This window comes from Paratractidigestivibacter sp., assembly GCF_052362415.1.
GTDB lineage: Bacteria > Actinomycetota > Coriobacteriia > Coriobacteriales > Atopobiaceae > Paratractidigestivibacter.
The window spans coordinates 1-2232 of the sequence record NZ_DAWEMK010000049.1 but is presented as its reverse complement, the minus strand read 5'-3'; the positions used below and the strand labels follow the sequence as shown (position 1 = coordinate 2232).

At 63.1% G+C, this 2232-nt stretch carries 2 pseudogenes; one reads left to right on the top strand and one right to left on the bottom strand.

The window, feature by feature from the left end:
* Nucleotides 1-326 (bottom strand): annotated as a pseudogene (locus tag ACT84W_RS06295) (hypothetical protein); the annotation flags it as partial.
* A 558-nt stretch (nucleotides 327-884) separates the two neighbouring features.
* Between ACT84W_RS06295 and ACT84W_RS06290 the strand changes: the two are divergent.
* Nucleotides 885-2232: pseudogene (locus ACT84W_RS06290) on the top strand (pyruvate:ferredoxin (flavodoxin) oxidoreductase); the annotation flags it as partial.

Sequence of the window (2232 nt, the reverse complement as noted above, 5' to 3'; positions counted from 1 at the left end):
TTGGGGCGGATCTCCTTCATGTGGCGCCGCGCCGCGGAGCAGCCGCCGCTAAAGCCATGCTCCGCGCGCAGCCTCTCGAAGACGCGCTTGGCCGTGTGGCGCTGCTTGTGGCAGCAGCGGCGGTCCTCCTCGAGCATCTCGCCGATGAGGGCCTTGCAGGGGTCGGGCTTGCCCGGGTGCTCCGGGGCCTCGGGCCTTTGGGGCGAGAAGTCGTCTTCCTGAGCGCACTTCCTGATCGTTGGGTACGACGCTCCGAGGGTCTCCCTCACCTCCGTCGGCGTATAGCCATCCGCGAGCATGTCGCGTATCCTCTCTATCTGGGACATGTCCGGCATCTTCCTTTCCTGCCTCTCGATCCGTGGGTTGGGCCCCGCGAATCGAGCATGGCAATGTGTGCGGCGCCAGGACGTGTCCCTCTTGCTTATCTGTGAAACTTTTTCATGCTCACGAGTGAAAAGCCGCTCTGCTATTTTGTGCAATTAGGAGGCTATCAAACACAAAATCCTCGGTGCCCAAACGTGCACGCTTTCACCAACGATCCTGCCGCTGCGTGCGTTCGCCGCCTTTCCAGCGCCCCGCCCCTTGGCGGGACGGGGCGCTTTCCTCCAACAAAAAAGAAGCCTGGCAAAGCCCTGCCCTTGCGCCCTTCTTGGCATAACTTAGCCCAGCTCAGGCTACATACCATCAATAGTTTTAGCGACTTGCGCGCTCACGGATTAGATGGCGCCATATTCCAATTTGTTAGCAAAACGCGCTCGACGCCACCTGACAACGGGGTATCCTAGCTAACTAACTGTGGAGGATTGTGCATTGGCACAACCGCAAACGGTAAGCGTCCCGGGGCCATGGGGGTTCCCGGGGAGTTTGAAGGAGAAGGAGAGGATATGGGACGTAAGTTCAAGTCCATGGACGGCAACGAGGCGGCCGCGCACGTATCGTACGCGTTCACCGAGGTTGCGGGTATCTACCCGATCACCCCGTCCAGCCCGATGGCCGACCACGTCGACCAGTGGGCAGCCCAGGGCCGCAAGAACATCTTCGGCACGCCGGTCAACGTGGTCGAGATGGAGTCTGAGGCAGGCGCCTCCGGCACCGTCCACGGCTCGCTCGGCGCGGGCGCTCTGACCACCACGTACACGGCTTCTCAGGGCCTGCTCCTGATGATCCCGAACATGTACAAGATCGCGGGCGAGGGCCTGCCGGCCGTCTTCCACGTGTCGGCTCGTACCGTCGCGTCCCACGCTCTGAACATCTTCGGCGACCACTCCGACGTCATGGCTTGCCGCCAGACCGGCTTCGCCATGCTCGCCGAGGGCAACGTCCAGGAGGTCATGGACCTCTCGCCGGTGGCTCACCTCGCCGCCATCGAGGGCAAGGTCCCGTTCCTCAACTTCTTCGACGGCTTCCGCACCTCCCACGAGATCCAGAAGGTCGCCGTTTGGGACTACGATGACCTCAAGGATATGTGCGACATGGACGCCGTCCAGGCCTTCCGTGACCACGCGCTGAACCCTGAGCACCCGCACGCCCGCGGCTCCCACGAGAACGGCGACATCTTCTTCCAGCACCGCGAGGCCTGCAACTCTGCCTACGACGCGCTGCCCGCCGTCGTCGAGAAGTACATGGGCAAGATCAACGACAAGCTCGGCACCGACTACGGCCTGTTCAACTACTACGGCGCCCCCGACGCCGACCGCGTCGTCGTCTGCATGGGCTCCTTCTGCGACGTCCTCGAGGAGGTCATCGACTACCTGACCGCCCGCGGCGAGAAGGTCGGCCTCGTCAAGGTCCGCCTGTTCCGCCCGTTCTCCATCAAGCACTTCGTCGACGTTCTCCCCGAGACCGTCAAGAAGATCGCCGTCATGGACCGCACCAAGGAGCCCGGCTCCATCGGCGAGCCTCTCTACCAGGATGTCGTCTCCGCCCTCTATGAGGCCGGCAGGAACGACATCTACGTCTCCGGCGGCCGTTACGGCCTCGGCTCCAAGGACACCCCGCCCGCGTCTGCGTTCGCGGTCTTCGAGGAGCTCAAGAAGGACGAGCCCAAGCGCGAGTTCACCATCGGCATCAACGACGATGTCACGCACCTGAGCCTGCCCGAGATGGAGGACGCCCCCATCACCTCCGCCCCTGGCACCATCGAGTGCAAGTTCTGGGGCCTCGGCGGCGACGGCACGGTCGGCGCGAACAAGAACTCCATCAAGATCATCGGCGACCACACCGACAAGTACG